Source organism: Devosia submarina (assembly GCF_003056345.1).
GTDB classification, from domain to species: Bacteria; Pseudomonadota; Alphaproteobacteria; order Rhizobiales; family Devosiaceae; genus Devosia; species Devosia submarina.
The window spans coordinates 77,120-92,843 of record NZ_PYWB01000013.1 but is presented as its reverse complement, the minus strand read 5'-3'; the positions used below and the strand labels follow the sequence as shown (position 1 = coordinate 92,843).

Annotated in this window: 11 protein-coding genes; 3 read left to right on the top strand and 8 right to left on the bottom strand. The window is 61.1% G+C overall.

Annotation, left to right across the window (positions count from 1 at the left end):
• The first annotated feature begins 764 nt into the window (after positions 1 to 764).
• Entirely contained in the window at positions 765 to 2,741 is a 1,977-nt protein-coding gene (locus tag DDE77_RS17550; RefSeq protein WP_108398771.1) for a M23 family metallopeptidase, read from the top strand.
• A 12-nt stretch (positions 2,742 to 2,753) separates the two neighbouring features.
• Here the strand turns inward: DDE77_RS17550 and DDE77_RS17545 are convergent, their stop codons facing one another.
• The 7 genes from DDE77_RS17545 to DDE77_RS17515 form a co-directional block, all read right to left on the bottom strand.
• Positions 2,754 to 3,092 carry a VOC family protein gene (locus DDE77_RS17545; RefSeq protein ID WP_108398782.1) on the bottom strand — a complete coding sequence of 113 codons (339 nt, stop codon included), beginning with the start codon at positions 3,090 to 3,092 and terminating at the stop codon, positions 2,754 to 2,756.
• A gap of 245 nt (positions 3,093 to 3,337) precedes the next feature.
• Positions 3,338 to 5,953, bottom strand: a complete 2,616-nt coding sequence (clpB, locus tag DDE77_RS17540) for an ATP-dependent chaperone ClpB (protein WP_108398770.1) — start codon at positions 5,951 to 5,953, stop codon at positions 3,338 to 3,340.
• A 977-nt stretch (positions 5,954 to 6,930) separates the two neighbouring features.
• On the bottom strand, positions 6,931 to 7,755 hold the full coding sequence (locus DDE77_RS17535) for a DUF4167 domain-containing protein (RefSeq protein WP_108398769.1): 825 nt from the start codon (positions 7,753 to 7,755) through the stop codon (positions 6,931 to 6,933).
• A gap of 334 nt (positions 7,756 to 8,089) precedes the next feature.
• Positions 8,090 to 8,935 carry a peptide chain release factor N(5)-glutamine methyltransferase gene (prmC, locus tag DDE77_RS17530; RefSeq protein ID WP_210204426.1) on the bottom strand — a complete coding sequence of 282 codons (846 nt, stop codon included), beginning with the start codon at positions 8,933 to 8,935 and terminating at the stop codon, positions 8,090 to 8,092.
• A 17-nt stretch (positions 8,936 to 8,952) separates the two neighbouring features.
• Positions 8,953 to 10,029 carry a peptide chain release factor 1 gene (prfA, locus tag DDE77_RS17525; protein ID WP_108398767.1) on the bottom strand — a complete coding sequence of 359 codons (1,077 nt, stop codon included), beginning with the start codon at positions 10,027 to 10,029 and terminating at the stop codon, positions 8,953 to 8,955.
• A 222-nt stretch (positions 10,030 to 10,251) separates the two neighbouring features.
• A complete protein-coding gene (gene ptsP, locus DDE77_RS17520) occupies positions 10,252 to 12,519 on the bottom strand; it encodes a phosphoenolpyruvate--protein phosphotransferase (protein ID WP_108398766.1) in 2,268 nt (755 codons plus the stop codon).
• A gap of 66 nt (positions 12,520 to 12,585) precedes the next feature.
• Positions 12,586 to 13,851 (bottom strand): aspartate kinase, encoded by a 1,266-nt coding sequence (locus tag DDE77_RS17515; protein WP_108398765.1) that lies wholly within the window; start codon positions 13,849 to 13,851, stop codon positions 12,586 to 12,588.
• A gap of 155 nt (positions 13,852 to 14,006) precedes the next feature.
• Between DDE77_RS17515 and ubiG the strand changes: the two genes are divergently transcribed.
• Together ubiG and DDE77_RS17505 are read left to right on the top strand one after the other, a co-directional pair.
• Entirely contained in the window at positions 14,007 to 14,747 is a 741-nt protein-coding gene (gene ubiG / locus DDE77_RS17510; protein WP_108398764.1) for a bifunctional 2-polyprenyl-6-hydroxyphenol methylase/3-demethylubiquinol 3-O-methyltransferase UbiG, read from the top strand.
• A gap of 61 nt (positions 14,748 to 14,808) precedes the next feature.
• Positions 14,809 to 15,252 (top strand): hypothetical protein, encoded by a 444-nt coding sequence (locus tag DDE77_RS17505; RefSeq protein WP_108398763.1) that lies wholly within the window; start codon positions 14,809 to 14,811, stop codon positions 15,250 to 15,252.
• Positions 15,253 to 15,327: 75 nt separating this feature from the next.
• Here DDE77_RS17505 and DDE77_RS17500 read toward each other — a convergent pair whose 3' ends face one another.
• The gene (locus tag DDE77_RS17500) at positions 15,328 to 15,711 is read right to left on the bottom strand and encodes a hypothetical protein (RefSeq protein WP_157959923.1); all 384 of its coding nucleotides are present in this window, start codon (positions 15,709 to 15,711) and stop codon (positions 15,328 to 15,330) included.
• Positions 15,712 to 15,724: the final 13 nt, after the last annotated feature.

The window sequence follows — 15,724 nt, the reverse complement described above, 5'->3', positions numbered from 1 at the left end:
AAAACGTGCACCCATCGAAAGTCTTTCAACTTCCACCAGACTTAACGTCCAGCTTCCGTTCGCAAGAACCTCGCCGTCCACGTTTCTCTTTCTTCTGTCTTCACAATGTCAATGAGCTGACCCAGCATAAAGCTACGTCACGAGAGAACCAAAGCCCCTCATAAATCCTTCAAGGAACAAAGGATCGCCTCCGGTTGCCCGGCAGCCACCCTGCCCTGTCAAGAAAAAACGCCAATCAGTGGGAGCCACATAAGCTCGCGTCGTCAGCGTTTGGCGGATATAGGAAAGTCAGAACCGACTGTCAATACCCTTTTTCAAGCTCCAGGATCCAACCAAAACAAGGCAAAGATCCAAAACCCGAAAACCACCTCAGAAGTTTTTCAACAACCTCAGTGATTTGCCGCAGCCCCCAGCGCCTCTCAGCGCCGCGCTCTGCAGCGGTGACGCCTATATAGGGGCACCCGTTCGGGGTGTAAAGCCCGTCCTCCGCAAAACACGCAATAGCACTATTTTGGGCCCCGCGATTGTGGATAACTCGACTGCCTTCCTAAAGGTTCCGGGCCCTTCCGAGGAAAACGCCGTTTTTCCATCTTTGCTGGTCCGCACGGACGGCTTGCGTCCCGGTGCGCCGACCTACGCAGTTTTGCCGTATTTTCCTTAGATACGGCAGAACGATTGATATAGGCTCCGCGCGAAGGCGCCCACGCGCTACGTAGCGCATGCTTGGACAAGGGCCTATTTGTGAATAGCCAAGGGATGGGGCGTTGAACCCAACGCAAAGAAATCGTCATGCCGCTCTGCTCAAGGCGACGGGCTTTGAAGATTGTGCGGCACTGACAGCGCAATCCACTGACGGCGACATCCCCCATGGACGCGAGCTGAGCTTTGCCTGGCTGAGCGGAACCGTAATGACCGGGCTGACCAGCGTCCTTCTTATGGGTGCGGCCCTTTATGTTTCTTTTGAAGGGCAAGATACGTTCTCGACAGCTTACGAAGCCCTTCAGCTTGCGCGCTCGGAGCAGGAGCCAATTGCGCCGACCGATATGTCGGCCAAATCCTCGCGCATGCGGCCAGTGGCAGCTACCCGTTCGGATAGCGAGATCATCGAAGCTTCTATTCGCGAGACCGTTGATGGGCGGGACATGATCCGCAATCAGCCATTCATGCGCATACGGGCAACCCTAGCCACGGCGGCAACGTCTCTTTCGGAGGGCGTGCCCGACTATGATCCGGTCGCAATTCTGAATGCCACGCAGCCGATCGAGGCTGATGCTGCTGCGGCTGAGGTCAATACCGACGTGTATGGCGCCGAGGTGGAAGGCGAAGTTGCCGTGAAGTCAGCGGCCATGCCCGCCAGCTTTGTTCCGGCCAAATCGATCTCGGACCAGTCGGCCGCCGAATATGTGCGCAGCGCTATCGAAGCGACTTTCTATGACGACGCGGCGGGCCCCACGCTGGCTTATGCGGCGCTTGGTCCGAGCATTCGGGATCTTGGCCAGACCAGCGAGCCCAATGTTCTGGCCGGCATTGCCGAAAACGTCACGGTCGTGCCCAAGACCACGGTTGCAGCCGATGCGCAGCTTGGCCGGGCCGAGCGCATCCTGACGGTCAGGGAGCGCAGCAGCCTTGATGACGTGCTGCGTCGTAATGGTTTCACCGAAGCCATGGTCGTGGCGATCGAAACGACCTTGCAGAATGTGTTTCCATCGACCCAACTTCCTGCGGGCACCCGCCTGCGCATCCTGTTTGGCCCCTCACGCACGTCCAATTCCCTTATTCCCTACCGCATGAGCATCTATACCCATGACGCCAGCGCCAATACCGATGTGCATCGAGCCACGGTGGCACTGACGGACAAGGGGCAATATGTGCTGGGCCTTGCGCCGCCCGATATTGTCTTCCCCGAGGAAGACACCGAAGAAATCAACGTCGCCAACCTTCCCAGTGTTTACCGCTCGATCTGGGAAACGGGCCGCAAGCATGATCTGGATGACGCCACCATCGAGCGCATCATAGGCATGTTCGCCTATGACGTGGATATGACCAAGAAGATCGCCGCAGGCGATTCCATCGAGATCCTTGAAACACCGCCCGATGCCGAGGGACGGAGCGAGCTGCTTTATGTGGGACTGACACTGGGCTCCACCAAGCGTCAGCTTTATCGCTTCATGACCGATGATGGCGTGATCGACTTCTATGATCCCAATGGCGAAACGGGAAAGCGCTTCCTCAACCGCAGGCCGCTGGAAGGCGGAGGCACGCTGCGCTCCCGCTTCGGCTACCGCATCCACCCCATCTTCAAATCCCGCAGGCTCCACACGGGCGTTGACCTGGCAGCCCGCACAGGCACGCCGATCTATGCGGCAGGCGACGGGGTGATCCAATATTATAAATGGGCCTCCGGCTACGGGAACAAGATCGAAGTCAGCCATGTGAACGGCTACGAAACCGGGTACGGGCACCTCTCACGCTTTGTGGATGGTCTCAAGGTTGGCAGCAAGGTTCGCCAAGGGCAGGTGATCGGCTATGTCGGGTCAACCGGGCAATCCACCGGGCCGCATCTGCATTTCGAGATCAAGATCAACGGTAATCTGGTGGATCCGCTCAGCGTCAAGCTGCCCAAGGACAACGTGCTGCCCCAGCAATATGAAGCCGAGTTTGCCCAGACCATGGCGCAGATCAACGACCTCATGCAGCGCGAGCCAGCGCCCGTAACCGTGGCGCAGAACCAGGCGCAGTAGCGCCCGCTGGCGCTACTCGTGGGTCGCGATCCAAACGGCCATCTCGTTTCCGCCTGGCTCGCGGAAATGGAACCGCCGACCACCAGGGAAGTCGAACTGGGCCCGGGTGATGACACCCCCTGCCTTTACCACCCTGCGCTCGGCTGCATCCAGATCATCAGTCCGGACGATGGCAAGGGGTGCCGCGACTTTTTCGGGCGCCTGATCGACACCACCGTCGATGCCGGCATTGCTGATCCCGTCATAATCGGGACCATAGCTTACGACACCCCAGCCAAAGGCGGCCTGGAAGAAGGCGCTGGTCAAAGGGCGATTGTTGCTTGGGAATTCTATGTAGTCGATCCTGTCCATCACGCCCTCCCGTTCGCGCTTTGTTCCAAGATACAGGAAGTAGGCTTGTTGTGCAACAGGTCCCATAGACCTCATGGTGAGCTTGTCAAACCACGAAGGTGGGTCGCCAGCCTCCACTCGACTGGCCTCGCCCTTTGACTGGCTCAGGATGAGGTCTCTGGGAAATTGGAGATCGGGTTGGGGGCTTTGATAGGCTGGACCCACCATGGAGATAAAGGCGCGGATCGCTCCGCGCCTTCTTCTTTTTAAGCAGCTGCGTCAGCCGGTAGGGCTTCGCCCGGCAGAAGGATAATGCCGTCTTCATTGGCATCGACCACCACGCTGGAGCCATCGGTGACGCGACCACCCAGGATCTCCTCGGCAAGGCCATCCTGCACGGAGCGCTGGATGACGCGCTTGAGCGGGCGGGCGCCATAGGCGGGATCATAACCCTCGTGACCCAGCCAATCGCGGGCACGTGGGGTGAGTTCCAGGGTGATGTCGCGGTCCTTGAGCAGGCTCTGTAGCCGACCGAACTGGATATCGACGATCGGCCCCATGTGTTCACGGCCAAGCCGGTGGAACAGCAGGATCTCATCGATGCGGTTCAGGAACTCGGGGCGGAAGTGAACCTTCACCTCGTCCATAACCTTGCCGCGCGCCAGCTCGATCGGATCGCCGTCCTTCAATTCCTGAATATGCGCCGAGCCAATATTGGAGGTCATGATGATCACCGTGTTGCGGAAATCAACCGTACGCCCCTGCCCGTCCGTCAAGCGGCCATCGTCGAGCACTTGCAACAGGACGTTGAACACGTCCGGATGCGCCTTTTCGATCTCGTCGAACAGGACGACCTGATATGGGCGGCGCCGCACGGCTTCGGTGAGCACGCCACCCTCGTCATAGCCGACATAGCCCGGAGGGGCACCGATCAGGCGGGCCACGGAGTGCTTTTCCATGAACTCGCTCATGTCGAGCCGCACCATGGCGGTCTCGTCATCGAACAGGAACTGGGCAAGCGACTTGGTGAGCTCGGTCTTGCCGACGCCCGTTGGTCCCAGGAACATGAACGAGCCGATCGGCCGGTTCGGGTCCTGCAGGCCCGCGCGGGAGCGGCGGACTGCCTTGGCCACGGCCGCAACGGCTTCGCCCTGCCCGATCACGCGCGCACCAAGCGAGCTTTCCATGTGAAGCAGCTTTTCGCGTTCGCCTTCCAGCATCCGGTCGACCGGAATGCCGGTCCAGCGGGACACCACTTGGGCGATGTCGCTCGAGGTCACCACTTCCGCCGCCATCAGGGCTTCGGTCGTGCCGTCGCCCTTGGCATCATCGGCGGCCTTGATGCGCTTTTGCAGCTCGGGGATGACGCCATAGGCAAGCTCGCCCGCCTTGGCCAGATCACCCTGACGCTGCGCGATCTCGAGCTGGCTACGGGCGGCATCGAGCTCTTCCTTGAGCTTTTGCGAACCCTGGAGGCGTTCCTTTTCAGCCAGCCATTTGGCCGACATGCCCTGGGCCTGCTCTTCAAGCCCAGCCAACTCGCTTTCAAGCCGTTCGAGCCGGATGCGCGAGCCTTCGTCCTCTTCCTTGCGCAGGGCTTCCCGCTCGATCTTGAGCTGCATAATGCGCCGATCGAGCTCGTCCAGGGCCTCGGGCTTGCTGTCGACGGCCATGCGCAGGCGCGCGGCTGCCTCGTCCATCAGGTCGATAGCCTTGTCAGGCAGGAAGCGGTCAGTGATGTAGCGGTTGGACAAGGTCGCCGCGCTCACCAGGGCCGAGTCCGAAATGCGGATGCCGTGATGGAGCTCGTACTTTTCCTTAAGCCCGCGCAGGATGGAGATCGTATCTTCCACGGTCGGCTCGTCAACGAACACAGGCTGGAAACGACGGGCAAGCGCGGGATCCTTTTCCACATGCTTGCGATATTCATCCAGCGTCGTTGCGCCAACGCAGTGCAGTTCGCCACGGGCCAGAGCAGGCTTAAGCAGGTTCGATGCATCCATCGCACCATCCGACTTGCCCGCGCCAACCAGCGTATGCATTTCGTCGATGAAGAGGATGATCTGCCCTTCGGCGGAGGTGACTTCGCTCAGGACTGCCTTGAGGCGCTCCTCGAACTCGCCGCGATATTTCGCGCCAGCGATCAGCGCGCCCATGTCGAGCGACAGGAGCGACTTGTTCTTGAGCGATTCAGGCACATCGCCATTGACGATACGGATGGCCAGGCCTTCGGCAATCGCGGTCTTGCCCACGCCGGGCTCACCGATCAGAACTGGGTTGTTCTTGGTGCGGCGGGACAGGACCTGAATGGTGCGCCGGATTTCCTCGTCTCGGCCGATCACCGGGTCGAGCTTGCCTTCGCGCACATCTGCCGTGAGGTCACGGGCATATTTCTTGAGCGCATCATAGCTGTTTTCGGCCGAAGCGGAGTCGGCCGTACGCCCCTTGCGGATGGCTTCGATCGCTGTGTTCAGACCCTGTGGCGTCACGCCGGCAGAATGAAGGATCTTGCCGGCGTCGTTGTCCTTTTCGACCACCAGGGCAAGCAGAAGGCGCTCAACCGTGACGAACGAATCGCCGGCCTTTTGCGCTGCGCTCTCGGCCGTGTCGAAGACGCGGGCCAATTCGCGGCTAAGGTAAAGCTGCGAGCCATCGCCCGAAACAGATGGAATCTTGGCCAGGGCCGCCTCAACGGCAGCGCGGGCGCCCTTGGGATCGCCACCGGCGTGGCTGATCAGCCCATTGGCCATGCCCTGGTCATCGTCCAGCAGGACCTTGAGCAGGTGGATGGGCGCGAACTGCTGGTGCCCCTTGCCTAGGGCCGTGGTCTGCGCGCTTTGGATAAAGCCGCGCGCCCGCTCGGTATACTTTTCGATATTCATGCAACTCTCCTTGTCTCGCCCGCATGGCGGCCCTTGGAGGCACCGGCCAGGCGGCGGAAGCGTCGTTTGATGGAACGCCCGCCAGGCGGCGCGACCTCATCTTGAAAAGATATATGGGGAGGGTTGCGGGCGCGACAATGGTTGGGGGAAAGGGAAATTGCGCGGATTTGTTTTGGAGATTAGCCGTGCCAAAGCGCCGCCCCTTGTGCGGTGATGACAGCGTTGATGTGGCGAGGCCCTGCCTCGGAGGTAGATAGTGTAGTGAGACAAAGCCTCGCCACATCAGATGGGATTTTAGGCTGATCCCGGCGAGACTCTGGACGAAGGGCGTCAATAGCCCCCACGATCACTTCCGCCGTCCTACGGGGATCGCGACATCCCCGCCCCATCTGCCCCTTCACAAGCCGGTTCGCGCGACCCGCTGGTTAGTGAAGGCAGTGAGGGGAGATTAGCGCAGGGCGGATGGTGGGGGGAGAAGGGGGAGAAACTTAGTTCAGTGGAGTAGCCACAAACCTAATGTCATCCCGGGCTCGACCCGGGATCCATCCTGAGATGGTGTGACGCGAGTGGATCGTTTGAACCACCTTGCGGCCGGGTGGGATCTCGAGATGGGCCCCGTGTCGAGCCCGGCGTGACATTGTGGGTGAAGTGGGATGGTGGCACTTCCCCGGTCGTCATCCTCGGGCCTCGCCCGAGGAGACTGCACTTGCGGAGCGATCGTTAAGTGTAGGGCCTTCGGGTCAAGCCCGAGGGTGACGATGGGTGAGTGGGTGGCAGGTTGGGTTCGCTCAGTAGACCTCATGGTGAGCTTGTCGAACCATAGGGGCGTGGCACATAGGGCCTCCACTCGCTTGGCTACGGGCCAGGCCCGGGGCAGGCTCTTGTGGTTCGACAAGCTCACCATGAGGCCTTTGGGAGCGCGATATGCAGGCAGCTACCCCAAACAAAAATGCCGGGCGCTGGCCCGGCATTTTCATTTATTCGGCGGCGTTTGAAGTGCCGGCGGTGAGGAAAGCCGGCAAGCCGCCGACATCGCCTTCGCTTTCGGCGCCTTCAGCACCGGCCTCACCAGCGGCCGGACGGCGGCGGCGAGGGCGGCGTTCGCGGGGCTTGCGGGCTTCGCCTTCAGCGGCAGCTTCCACCGGCTGTTCTGGCGCGGGTTGCGCGGCAGGTTCGGCCGCGGGAGCTTCAGCAGCTGCAGGAGCATTAGCCGGGGCCGCCTCGGCAGCAGGGGCGGGCTGTGCCGGCTGATCGGGAACAAAGGGGCGCGCTTGCTGAACTTCGCCTTCGGGGCGGAACCGCTCGCGGCGGGGGCGGCGTTCGCCCCGTTCACGCGGCTGGCGCTCGCCATTTTCGCCATCGCGCTGCGGACGACCTTCGCCTTGCTGACGGCCCTGCTGCCCGTCGCCTTCGCCCTGCTCTTCGCCTTCAGGCGCAACATATTGCTGCTGTGGCTGGGGCTGGGGCGAGGAGAAGCGCGAGTTCATCTCGGGCATATCATCGTCGAAATCATCGTCCTGCTGGCCCTCGGGCCGGATGCCGGCCTGCGCCTGCTGGGCGCTCGAGACGATGCGGAAATAATGTTCGGCATGCTGGAGATAATTCTCCGCCATCACCGAATCGCCGCTCGACTGGGCATCGCGCGCCAGCTGCAAATATTTTTCCGCAACATGGGCGGCGTTGCCGCGCACCTTCACATCCGGGCCATTGCTTTCGAAATTGCGCGATAGCGGATTGACGTGCTTGCGGCCACCGTTCCGGCCCCGCTGGCGGTTCTTGTTGTTCTGGTTATTGGGTCTCATCTGGTCGCTTTATCTAACTCTAGAAAAATAAGCGTCACACTGCTGGCGGACCGGCACCTGCCTGGTCGGGCCACTCCCGGCGAAGACACACATCTTCGTTCGTGGGTTCTAAATGGCTTCATGAAGACCGAACCGTCTGACGGCGCTCCGGACCTGTCCTGCGTCATTCCAGCCTTGGCTGGAACCGCGCCGCCCATTGGCAGCTAGTGGAAGGTTTCGGGTGGCATTGTCGCCGTGGCGCCCATGATGCGCCGTTGACAGCAAGGGCAAACTAGCTGGTTTGCGTCGGCTTTGCCAGCATTAATTGCAAAGCGCTTGGTGACGCGCTGGTTTTCTAGAGGTGGTGCGCCTGGACGACCCGATCAAGACCGTTAAGATCTTTGTGGATGACAGCGCCCGAAAACCCCGCCTGCATCAGGAGAGTGGGGACAGCCTCGCCCTGGTCATAGCCGATCTCAAGAAGAATTTCGCCGCCAGGAACGAGGTGGTGGGCAGCGTTGGCGGCAATGACGCGATAGGGCGCAAGGCCATCGGGACCACCATCGAGCGCAAGACGCGGGTCGAAGTTTTTCACCTCCGGAGCAAGCGTTTCCACGACGGCGGAGGTGATATAGGGCGGGTTGGAGACGATGAGGTTGAATGTGGGGTTTGCATCATGAGGGCTGTTGAGGCGAAGGGGCTCGAACCAGCTGCCTTGGAGAAGGCTCACTCGATCGGCGACAGTGTTGCGCTGTGCATTCTCCCCTGCGGCTTCAAGCGCCTGGGCGCTTAGATCGATGGCCACCGCGCTTGCGTCCGGGCGATTGGCGAGAATGGCGATGGGGATGCAGCCGGTGCCGGTCCCCAGGTCAAGTAACCGACCGCCTTGTGGAAGGGCTGCGATCGCTAGATCAACCAGCAATTCCGTCTCTGGACGCGGCTCCAGCGTTGCGGCGTTGAGGCGGAAGGGCAGACCATAGAACTCGCGTTCGCCGATGATGCGTGCAACGGATTCGCCCAGAAGGCGGCGGTGCATGAGGGCAGCGGCTTTCTCGGAAGCGGTGTCCGAGACCGGCTCTTGCTCCCGGATCGCCATCTCCAGCGGTGACAATCCCAGTGCATGGCCGGTGAGGAGCTTGGCGTCGAGCGCTGGCGTAGGCGAACCGCTGCGGGTCAGCTCGTCCCGCCATTGCCGCCACAAGCTCCCCAGGGTCTGGCTCAGTTGGCGGTTTCCATGGCGGCAAGCTGCTCGGCCTGCGATTCGGTGATCAGCGCCTCGATCAGCTCGTCCAGCGCTTCGCCGGTGATGACCTTGTCGAGCTTGTAGAGCGTGAGATTGATGCGATGGTCGGTGACACGGCCTTGGGGAAAATTATAGGTGCGGATGCGCTCGGAGCGATCGCCCGAACCCACCTGCCCCTTGCGCTCGGCCGAACGGGCGCTGTCACGCTCCTCGCGCTGCATTTCATAAAGTCGTGAACGCAGCACCAGCATGGCCTGGGCGCGGTTCTGGTGCTGCGATTTCATGGCGGAGGTCACGACAAGACCAGATGGGATGTGGGTGATGCGCACCGCCGAGTCGGTGGTGTTGACGTGTTGCCCGCCAGCCCCCGAGGCGCGCATGGTGTCGATGCGGATATCCTCGTTGCGGATTTCGATATCGATGTCTTCCACTTCGGGAAGCACGGCGACGGTGGCAGCCGAGGTATGGATGCGCCCCGAGCCTTCGGTGGCCGGCACACGCTGCACGCGATGCACGCCCGATTCAAACTTCATGCGGGCATAGACGCCCTTGCCCGAAACATTGGCGATGATTTCCTTGAAGCCCCCCATTTCACCGGGGCTTTCTTCCATCACGGTGACTTTCCAGCCATGGTTTGCGGCATAGCGCTCATACATGCGGAACAGATCGCCAGCAAAAAGCGCCGCTTCATCGCCGCCCGTGCCGCCACGGATTTCAAGTATGATGGACTTCTCGTCCGCCTCGTCCTTGGGCAGGAGGAGGATGCGAACCGATTGGAACAGCTTTTCGATTTTCTCGTCGAGCTCTTCGATTTCCGCTTCGGCCATCTCGGCCATTTCCTTGTCGCCGCTTTTCAGCAGCGCCTCGGCCTCGGCTCGGTCCTTGAGCGCCTTGTTATAGGCGCGGATTTCTCCCACAATCGGGGCAAGCTCTGCATGTTCCTTGGAAAACTTGACGAACTCGTCCGGTCCCGCACCGCCCGAGAGGGCAGCTTCCACGTATTGGAAACGGGTTTCGAGCGCGTCGAGCTTGTCTTGGGGCAGAGTGGGCATGAGCGTTGCGTCTTTCGAGTCGGGACGGGCAGGCTTTAGGGACAACGTCGCTCAATCGCAAGAGTTGGCCTTCAATGCTTCAGTCGAGACCCTCCCCCTTGCGGGGAGGGATCAAGGGTGGGGGGCAGGCATGGCCCCCATGAAGATCGTGGCTTTCAGCACCCCCTCCTAGCCTCCCCCGTCGAGGGGGAGGTACCGCGCCGTGGAGGCGGAACAGCGTGCTCAAACCGGCAGGTTCTGCCGCTCCACCCATTCCTGAAGCAGCTCGCGAATGCTGACGCCGTCGGAGCCATCGCTGAGGGCGGCGCCTATGGCAAGCTGGATGGGTTTCAGATCGACATTGAGCACCAGCTCTTTGATCGGGCCGATGGAGGCGGGTCCCATGGAGAGGCGCGTCATGCCGATGGCCATGAGGGCAAGCGCCTCGAGCGGCTTGCCCGCCAGTTCGCCACACATGGTGATGGGAATATTGTAACGGCGAGCCGCATCCACGATGAGGCGGATGGCGCGCAATCGGGGCATGCCGATCGGGTCGTAGTTTTTCGCCACGCGCGGATTGGAGCGATCCGATGCGGTCAAAAACTGCACCAGATCATTGGAGCCGATCGAAACGAAATCGGCCTCGGGCAGAAGCTGATCAAGCTCGAACAGGAGGGATGGGACTTCTACCATGACCCCGAGGTCCAGCCGCGAAGGGATGGGCTTGCCGGCCCGGCGCAAGCGTTCAACTTCCTTTTGCACGACCATGCGCGCCTGGAGGAACTCAAAGGTCTCCGTGACCATGGGCACGAGGATCTTGAGCGGGCGGCCATTGGCGGCCAGGAGCAAGGCGCGAATCTGGGTGCGCAGGAGGCCCGGCCGCTCCAACCCAAGCCGAATGGAGCGGAACCCCATGGCGGGGTTTTCCTCGGTCATGGAGCGCTGATAGGGCAGAACCTTGTCGCCCCCGATATCAAGAAGGCGGAACACGACCGGACGCTCCCCAGCGATGGCCATGGCCTCCGCATAAAGCTCCTGCTGCTCCTGAAGACGCGGCAGCTTGCTCGCGATCATGAACTGCAGCTCGGTGCGGAAAAGGCCAACGCCGGCAGCGCCAGTATCGTCCAGCATGGGCAGGTCTGCCACGAGCCCCGAATTGTGAAGCAGCGTGATATGCACGCCATCCTTGGTGATGCTGGGCTTGTCTTTGAGCGCGGCATAATGAGCCCGGCGGCGCGCGGTGACCCGGACCTTGTCGACATAGGCCTGCTCGATATCGGGCGTGGGGCGGAGGTGAACAACGCCCGCCGTGCCATCAAGGATAATGTCGTCGCCCGTTTCGCACATGGAGACAATGGATTGCGCCTGGCCCACGGCCACCATGCCAAGCGAGCGCGCGACAATAGCAACATGGGCCGTAGCGCCGCCCTCTTCCAGCACGACCCCGCGCAGCTTGGTGCGGTCGTATTCCAGAAGTTCGGCTGGTCCCATGTTGCGGGCGACAAGGATCGCATTGTCCGGCAATTCCTTGCGGGAAAGGGCATGGCCGTCACCGGTCAGGACCCGCAGGAGGCGATTGGCGAGATCATCAAGATCATGCAACCTGTCGCGGATGTAGGGGTCGGTCTGGCGCAGCATGCGGGCGCGGGTATCGTTCTGCACCCGCTCCACGGCCGCTTCTGCCGAAAGGCCATTGTCGATGGCTTCGGTCAGCCTGTGTACCCAGCCGCGGTCATTAGCGAACATGCGATAGGTTTCAAGGATTTCACGATGATCGCTGCCGCCCGCCATATCGCCATGGTCGAGCATGGCATCAATAGAAACGCGCATTTTCTCGAGCGCGTTCTCGAGCCTGACCTTTTCGGCCTCGGTATCCTCAGCGATGAAATTGGTAACCACCACGCGCGGGTCATGGAGCACCACCGTGCCAAGCGCTATCCCTTCGGTAAAGCTGACGCCGGTAAACATGCGAGGTCGCCTGAGATCAATATCGGACCCCGGCTTGATCAGATTGTCGAAATCCGAGGTCGCGATCATCTCAGCCAGAATTGTGGCCGTAGTCAGCATGGCTTCGGTTTCGTCTTCGCCATAATGGCGCCGCTCGGCATTCTGCACCACCAGAACGCCCAGCATCTGCCCAGCGCGAAGGACGGGCACGCCCAGGAAAGCATTATATTTTTCTTCGCCCGTTTCAGGGCGATAGGCAAAGCCGGGATGGCTGGTGGCGTCTTCGAGCGACAGCGGCTCGGCTTCAGCGGCGATGAGGCCCACCAAACCCTCACCCAGCCGCAGCGTCGTCATGTGGACCGATTCGGCGGCAAGACCCTTGGACGCAAAGAGCTCGAGCGCGCCATCGTCACGCAGCACATAAAAGGAGCAGACATCGGCCCGCATATTGCCGGCAATCAGGTTGACGATCTTGTCGAGCCGCTCCTGCGACGCCAGAGGCTCCGCCATCGTCTCGCGCAATTGCCGCAGCAGCACTCTTGGGCCGCCGATGGTCGTCACCATAACCCCCAGGCGGCCCGCAAAGCCGCCCCCCTTAGCGACGCGCGGCCCCGGTCCCCTCGACTGGGCTTAAGCGTCCTTCTTGTCCAAACCGTAATAAGTATGCAGAGCGCGAACCGCAAGCTCGGCATATTGTTCATCGATCAGGACTGACGTCTTTATTTCCGATGTGGTGATCAACTGGATGTTGATGCCCTTGTCGGCGAGGGCCTTGAACATGGAGGAGGCAACGCCTGCGTGAGAGCGCATGCCCACACCAATGACCGAAACCTTGGCGCCGCCCTTGGAGCCGGAGAGACGCCCATATTCGATGCGCTCGCCCGCGTTCTGCAGGGTTTTGACGGCTTTGTCGTATTCGCTGTCGGGGACGGTGAAGGTGATGTCGGTGGTGGCGCCATCATCGGCAATGTTTTGCACGATCATGTCCACAACAATGCCCTGGTCGGCCAGGGTGCCGAAAATTGCTGCGGCCACGCCGGGATTGTCCTTGACGTCGCGGAGGGTAATCTTGGCCTCGGCCTTGGCGAGCGTCACGCCCGAAACGATCTGCTTTTCCACGATCTCATCCTCATCGCAAACCAAAGTACCGGGAACCCCGGGCGTTCCATCCGGCGCAATCTGTGGCGCGTCGGGATCATCAAAACTCGAGCGGACCAGCAGGCGCACCTTGTGCGCCATGGCCATCTCAACCGAGCGGATCATCAAGACCTTGGCGCCAAGGGACGCCATCTCCAGCATTTCCTCGAAGGAAATCTTGGTCAGTCGCTGCGCCTTGGGCACGATACGCGGGTCTGTGGTGTAAACGCCGTCTACATCGGTATAGATGTCGCACCGATCTGCCTTGACCGCCGCAGCTACGGCAACAGCCGACGTGTCCGAACCACCCCGGCCCAGAGTCGTTACCCGTCCATGAGGGGAAATGCCCTGAAAACCGGTGATCACCGGCACCCAGCCATCCCTCATGCGCTTGTCGAGCTCGGTTGGATCGATTTCGGTGATGCGGGCAGCGCCATGGGCATCATCGGTGCGGATCGGCACCTGCCAGCCGGCAAAGGAGCGCGACTGGATGCCCATTTCACTCAGCACAATAGCCATCAGGCCTGCCGTGACCTGTTCTCCCGAAGCAACGACGGCGTCGTATTCACGCGCGTCATGCAGGGCCGAGGCCTCGTTGACCCACCCGACCAGTTCATTGGTCTTGCCCGACATGGCCGACACCACGACAGCAACTTCATGGCCAGCTTCGACCTCGCGCTTGACGTGACGCGCAGCCTGGCGGATCCGCTCGATATTGGCGACCGATGTGCCACCAAACTTGACGATAATGCGGGCCAAGACCCTACCCCTCTGCCAGCCGAACCCGGCGGTACGCTTTCAATTCGGCCGGGGACATACGACAAACAAGGGGCGCGATCAATGCCCTGCGACGCGCCTGCGCCTTGCCTCATGGCTATGGGAGGGCTCATATGCCCTCCAAACGGAGTTCTGATATGACCGAGACCACCATCAACGACGCCGAGATCGCCAAGTTTACCGCGATGGCCGAGGAATGGTGGAACCCCAAGGGCAAGTTCAAGCCCTTGCACAAGTTCAACCCCGTGCGCCTGGGCTATATCCGCGAGCATCTGCTCCAGCATTTCGGGCGTGACGGGAGCGACATGCGACCTTTCGCCGGCCTGCGTATACTCGATGTGGGGTGTGGCGGGGGCCTCCTCTGCGAACCACTTGCACGGCTCGGGGCCGAGGTCACCGGGATTGATGCGGCCGAGCGCAATATTGCGATCGCAAAAATCCATGCCGAGCAGTCGGGGCTCGAGATCGATTACCAGGCTACTACCAGCGAAGCGCTGGCTACCCAGGGCCAGCTTTTCGACATGGTGCTCAACATGGAAGTGGTGGAGCATGTCGACAATGTTCCGCTCTACATGAAGAGCTGCGCCGATCTGGTGAAGCCAGGCGGGCTGATGCTGACCGCAACCATCAACCGCACCTTGCGGGCGCGAGCGCTGGCGGTATTTGCCGCCGAGCGCGTCCTGCGCTGGCTGCCGGTGGGCACGCATGACTGGAACAAGTTTTTGACCCCCGAGGAGATCAAGGCCTTGCTGCGGCGCAATGGGCTGGTGGTCACGGCGGAAACAGGGGTCGTCTACCATCCTCTGGGCGATGAATGGCGCCAATCGGCCGACATGGGCATAAACTATATGATTATGGCGGCACGTCCCGCTGCCTAGCGGCGGCTTTCGGGCGTCTGGATTTGCGCTATAGCTTGGGGATCAATCTCCCGGAGCTCCCATGCGCCTTTCCAGCCTCGCCCTTGTGGCCCTTGCCCCTATCGCTCTCGCAACGCCCGTTTGGGCGCAGAGCGAAGAGGATATCCTCGCAAAGATTGAAGAGCTTCATGGTCTTTCCGAAGAATTCGGCGAAGCATTCGGGCAATTGCAGGATGCGTTTCTCTTTGACGATCCCTCCGGCTTGGCAAGCCTTGGCGAATACCCCCTGCCCGTCGAGGCTAATGGCGAGGCCTATGACCTGCTTGAAGCACAGGACCTGATCGACAATTTCAATGCCCTGCTGACGGCAGAAACGCAGGCGGCTCTGGCTAGTCAGGATTTTGATGATTTGATCGTCACCAGCGACGGGGTTGGCCTGGCCGATGGCGCGGTGTGGATGAATGTCGTTTGCGCCGACGATGCGTGTGAAAGCGGCTATTGGGCAATCACCAGCATTAACAACTGATTGGCAGGGAATGCGGGGGAACTCTACTCGCGCCCCCACGGCTCGTGTAGGCTCACCCAGAGGGCTGAGAAACTCCTAGGCGTCCCGTTCGGCTTCGATGCCTGCGGCAAGTTCGAACACTTCGTCTTCCGAAAGGTCCGTTTGGCTGACATCGCCCACAGGCTCGCGGCTGCGCGGAGGGCTGCGCAGTTCGCCCCATTCGCCCTGCCAGCTCAGGCCATCCTGAAGCGCAATGACGACCTCGCCGAAGCCATGGAGCGTGCGGGCCGCCTCGGCGGCGGCAAGGGCCTCTCGGACGTCGCTGTATTCGGCTTCGTCGGCATCCACATCGCCCCTGGCTTCCCACCACACGGCGGCCTTGATTGCGCCATCCGCACCTCGCTCCAGGCCCACGGTGACGGCATCGGGCACCACATCGCCAATGGCAATCTGCCGATAAGTTGATTGATCTTGTTCCAATGCAGTTTCCTCA

What these genes read in the sequence shown, in the direction of transcription:
- prfA (WP_108398767.1), bottom strand. Translation starts at nt 10,029, where the DNA reads ATGCCCACTCTGCCCCAAGACAAGCTCGACGCGCTCGAAACCCGTTTC.
- DDE77_RS17505 (WP_108398763.1), top strand. Translation starts at nt 14,809, where the DNA reads ATGCGCCTTTCCAGCCTCGCCCTTGTGGCCCTTGCCCCTATCGCTCTC.
- DDE77_RS17535 (WP_108398769.1), bottom strand. Translation starts at nt 7,755, where the DNA reads ATGAGACCCAATAACCAGAACAACAAGAACCGCCAGCGGGGCCGGAAC.
- ubiG (WP_108398764.1), top strand. Translation starts at nt 14,007, where the DNA reads ATGACCGAGACCACCATCAACGACGCCGAGATCGCCAAGTTTACCGCG.
- ptsP (WP_108398766.1), bottom strand. Translation starts at nt 12,519, where the DNA reads ATGGTGACGACCATCGGCGGCCCAAGAGTGCTGCTGCGGCAATTGCGC.
- DDE77_RS17545 (WP_108398782.1), bottom strand. Translation starts at nt 3,092, where the DNA reads ATGGACAGGATCGACTACATAGAATTCCCAAGCAACAATCGCCCTTTG.
- clpB (WP_108398770.1), bottom strand. Translation starts at nt 5,953, where the DNA reads ATGAATATCGAAAAGTATACCGAGCGGGCGCGCGGCTTTATCCAAAGC.